The sequence below is a fragment of the Nocardia sp. NPDC003345 genome (assembly GCF_053589395.1).
This window is the reverse complement of record NZ_JBSFRU010000451.1, coordinates 1-3,907: the sequence shown is the minus strand read 5'-3', so window position 1 is coordinate 3,907 and position 3,907 is coordinate 1. Positions and strand designations below refer to the sequence as shown.

At 69.6% G+C, this 3,907-nt stretch carries 6 protein-coding genes; 1 reads left to right on the top strand and 5 read right to left on the bottom strand.

The features are described from left to right. The 5 genes from ACWDU1_RS30395 to ACWDU1_RS30375 all read right to left on the bottom strand — a co-directional run. A partial coding sequence (locus ACWDU1_RS30395; protein WP_450003737.1) for a TetR family transcriptional regulator occupies positions 1-185 on the bottom strand: 185 nt, incomplete at its 3' end. 25 nt (positions 186-210) lie between these two features. Then, entirely contained in the window at positions 211-1,062 is an 852-nt protein-coding gene (locus ACWDU1_RS30390) for a mycofactocin-coupled SDR family oxidoreductase (protein ID WP_450003736.1), read from the bottom strand. 194 nt (positions 1,063-1,256) lie between these two features. Continuing rightward, complete coding sequence (locus ACWDU1_RS30385) at positions 1,257-2,459, bottom strand: GNAT family N-acetyltransferase (protein ID WP_450003734.1); 1,203 nt, start codon at positions 2,457-2,459, stop codon at positions 1,257-1,259. A gap of 89 nt (positions 2,460-2,548) precedes the next feature. Continuing rightward, a complete protein-coding gene (locus ACWDU1_RS30380; protein WP_450003732.1) occupies positions 2,549-2,755 on the bottom strand; it encodes a hypothetical protein in 207 nt (68 codons plus the stop codon). A gap of 19 nt (positions 2,756-2,774) precedes the next feature. Next, on the bottom strand, positions 2,775-3,473 hold the full coding sequence (locus ACWDU1_RS30375; protein WP_450003730.1) for a nitroreductase: 699 nt from the start codon (positions 3,471-3,473) through the stop codon (positions 2,775-2,777). Between the two features lie 104 nt (positions 3,474-3,577). Here ACWDU1_RS30375 and ACWDU1_RS30370 point away from each other — a divergent pair. Continuing rightward, positions 3,578-3,907: winged helix-turn-helix transcriptional regulator (locus tag ACWDU1_RS30370; protein ID WP_450003728.1), on the top strand; the 330-nt coding region annotated here is incomplete at its 3' end.

Genomic DNA, 3,907 nt, shown 5'->3' with positions numbered 1-3,907 from the left:
AAGTGCCGGGCGACGAGCGCGCGCGTCAGCTCCTCCCGGTTGCCGACCTGCTGATACAGCGTTCTGGTGGAGATCCGGAGATCGCGGACGAGCCGCTGCGCGCTCAGCGCGCCGAGGCCCTCCGCGTCGAGGAGTTCGAGGGCGCGGGCGTAGATGTCCTCGGCCGGAATCAGCGGTTTGGCCATCGCGGGTCACCCACCGATCGCGGCATCAGTACTTGAGCGCGCCCGCGTCGACGGCGATCTGGCTGCCGGTGATGGTCGCCGATCCGGGTCCGGCCAGCCAGGCCACCACATCCGCGACCTGTTCCGGCGGCATGAAACCGCCCTGCCCGTCGGCACCCTGGGTCACCGGCTTCAGCGCTACGGGCGGGAAGCTGTTGATGTAGGCCGGGTACTTCGCGAAGATATCCATCATGGCCTCGGGTTCGATCATCGGGGTGTCGACCGAGTAGGGGTGGATCGAGTTCACCCGGATGCCGAACTCCCCGGCCTCCACCGCGAGCGTGTTGGTCACCGCCACCAGGCCGTGTTTGGAGGCGGCGTAGTGACCGTTGCCGGGCGTGGCCTTCAGCCCGGCCGACGAACTCACGATAACCACGGAACCGCCGTTACCGGCCGCGATCATGGCGGGCAGCGCGGCGCGGACGGTGCGCCAGGTGCCGTTGAGATTGACGTCGATCACGGTATTCCACTGCTCTTCGCTCATCTCCCACAGCCGGCCCCAGCTGAGCACCCCGGCATTGGCCACCAGCACATCGAGCCGGCCGAACTGCTCGATCCCGGCGTCGACCGTCTGGCGCAGCGCATCGAGGTCACGGATATCGACCTCCCGGGCCAGCACCTTGCGGCCCGCCGATTCGACCAGGCGCGCCGTTTCGGCGAGATCCTCGGCGGTGGCCGCGGGATAGGTGATGGTGTCGGCGACCGGCGCACAGATATCGATCGCGATGATATCGGCGCCTTCTTCGGCGAGGCGGACGGCATGCGCGCGGCCCTGCCCTCGTGCGGCGCCCGTCACCATGGCGACCTGTCCCTGCAGCGTATGCGCGCGGCTCGTCATCGCGGATCCATCTCCCGTTCGGATAGCGCGGTGCGCGGCGGCCGGGCCGTCCGCCCGGCCACACCCGGACCGCACCGACGGCCCGGGCAGCCCACACCGAGATTAAGAAAATGCAATTTTCTCAAAAAGTAGTCCCGCCCCCCACCCCGGCGCAAGACCCGGTCACCGGACATCACGAACCCGACCGGGCGAGTTCAGAAGTAGGTACCGCTGAACGGATGCTCGTGGACTCCGAACAGGATGTCGGCGTCCGCCGCCGCGCCGCGCCGATGCTCGGTCACCCGCCCGGCCAGGACCAGATGCCGCCACGGGGTACCGCCGAGGTAGGCGGCGGCCAGCGCCGCGACATCGACGGTGAGATCCGGGGGCCCGCCGGCCGCCAGGACCTCCCCGCCGGCTATCCGGTAGGTCCCGGAATTGGCGGTCAGGATCGTATCGGTGACCGCGAGCACCACCGCCGGACCCGGCCGGTAGGTGCGGCGCGACAGCGCCGCCGGCACATCGACCAGCCGCAACCAGGTCTCGTCCCGGATCGCCGAGACCCGTACCGCGCGTTCGTCGGTGAACAGCCCGCCCAGCGGGGAATCGGGTGCGGCCGCGTTCAGCACCACCGCGTCGACGATATCGGCACTCAGCAGGTGCCGGATCAGGCCGAGGTAGGCCGTGGCCGAGGTGGCGACCAGATCGTCCACCACCACCGTGCGCCGGGGGCCGCGCGGCCAATCGGGTGCGTCGTCGGCTCGGTAGCGGACGAATCCGTCCTCGGCGCCCGGCTCGCCGTGCACCGCCACATGGCCGGGCGCCCGGGTCAGCTGCTGTAGCCGCCACCAGTACGACGGCCGGTCGATCGCGCCGGTCCAGGAGATATCGCCGGTGGCGTAGATCTTCTCCGGCACCTCCCAGGCGTCCTCGGGGGCGATCAGGCGCACCGGTCCGGACGACGGCACGGTATCGCGGAACCGGGCGCGCCGGGTGTCGATCTCGAGCCGCGCGGCCGAGCCCGCCACCCCGTATCCGAATCGCTCGTAGATCCCGGGCTGGGTGGCGCGCAACGAGGCGACGATTTCGCCACGGGCGGCGAAATCGGCGAGCTGGCGCCGCAGCAGCGCGGTCGCCAGTCCCAGCCGGGTGTGGGTCGGCAGCACGCCGACGTGCGTCACCGCGGCGTGCGGGAGTCGCGCCCCGCCCGGTACGACCAGCCGGCTCGTATAGGAGTTCGCGGTACCGGCGAGTTCGCCGCGCACCCGGACGCCGAGGGTGCGTCCGGGTTCGTTCAGGTCGTCGCCGGCGCCCGCCGGCAGCGGTGGCGCGCCGACCATCGCGGTCCGGAAGACCCGCTGCGCGGCGCGCAGGTCGGCGGGTTCGGTGAGCACTTCGACGACCGGTTTCGAATCCACTCGCGCCACGCTAACCCACGGCGCCGGACCGGTCCCGGATCCCGCTCACAGTGACCGCAACCCGGCGCCCACCCGCACACCCGCCGTTTTCACCGATAGCGCCGGATCAGGGCGAGCGCCCCGGCCGCGGCGAGACACGCGGTCGCGGTGAGAGCGTAGGGCCCGCGCCCAACCGGCAGGATCCGCAGCGATATCCCGAGCTCGGGTGTTCCCATCGCCTCCCCGATGAGCCGGTCCAGCAGGGGGCCGTCGGGAATCCGCCCGGCGGCGGGATCGATCCGGTGCGATGTCGACATCATCACTCCTCGTCTCGGTTCAGGCCGTGTGCCAGGTGACTATCTCGTCGAGCGAAGCCCGCGTGGTGCGGAAGGAGTTCACCGGATGCCCGATATCCGGGTAGCCGAACGAGATGGCGGCCAGCACCCGCCGGGTCGCGGGCAGGCCGAAGTATTCGCGGACGAACGGCGCGTACGCCGCCACCGACGCCTGCGGGATGGTGGCCAGGCCCAGGGTGTGCGCGGCCAGGAGCACGGTGTTGATGTAGAGCCCGGTGTCGACGGCGCCGTAGGGGCCCAGTTCGTCCTCGGTCGAGACGATCGCGACATGCGGCGCGCCGAAGAATTCGAAGTTGCGCACGAACTGGCGCAGTGAGGCCTCGGCGTCCCCCTTGCCGATGCCGAGGCTCTCGTAGAGCTGCACCCCGGACTCCTTGCGCCGCTGCCGGTAGGGCCCCGGGAACCCGGCCGGGTGGGCGAGATCCGGTTCGGCGGGGGCGCCGGAACGGACATGGGCGACCAGTTCCCGGCGGAACCGGTCGGTTCCCTCCCCCTCGGTGACGATCACCTGCCAGGGCTGGGTGTTGGACCACGACGGCGTCCGCAACGCCAAGGTCAGCAATTGCTCGATCACCTCGTGCGGTACCGCGTCGGGCAGGAACTGCCGGCAGGATCGGCGCTGTTCGAGAATGGCGCTCAGCGCCTCGTACTGGTCGGTGCGGATGTCGGTCGAAGTCACAGGAAGTCCCCCTCGGCTGTATTCCATCAAAGCAGTCTCGATTTGAGACTGAACGATAGCAGCACCGGTCTCATTTTGGAACCACCTCGCCCATGATCCGTAGAATGAGGAACGTGCGCTACGAAGAACTCGCCGATTTCCCCTGTTCGATCACCCGCCCCCTGGTGGTCCTCGGGGACCGGTGGACTCTGCTGGTACTCAAAACGGCTTTCAACGGAGTCCGCCGCTTCAACGCGTTCCAGGCCACCCTCGGCATTCCCCGCGGCCGGCTCCAGGACCGGCTGGACCGGCTCGTCGAACACGAGATCCTGGTGAAACGGAAAACGGCCGACGGCACCTACGAGGAGTACCGCCTCACCCAGAAGGGTCACGACCTCTATCCGATCCTGATCGCCTTCCGCGACTGGGGCGACCGCTATATGGCACCCGACGGC

Bases quoted from the DNA above. Each gene is read 5' to 3' on its own strand.
- ACWDU1_RS30390 (WP_450003736.1), bottom strand. From the start codon at position 1,062: ATGACGAGCCGCGCGCATACGCTGCAGGGACAGGTCGCCATGGTGACG.
- ACWDU1_RS30380 (WP_450003732.1), bottom strand. From the start codon at position 2,755: ATGTCGACATCGCACCGGATCGATCCCGCCGCCGGGCGGATTCCCGAC.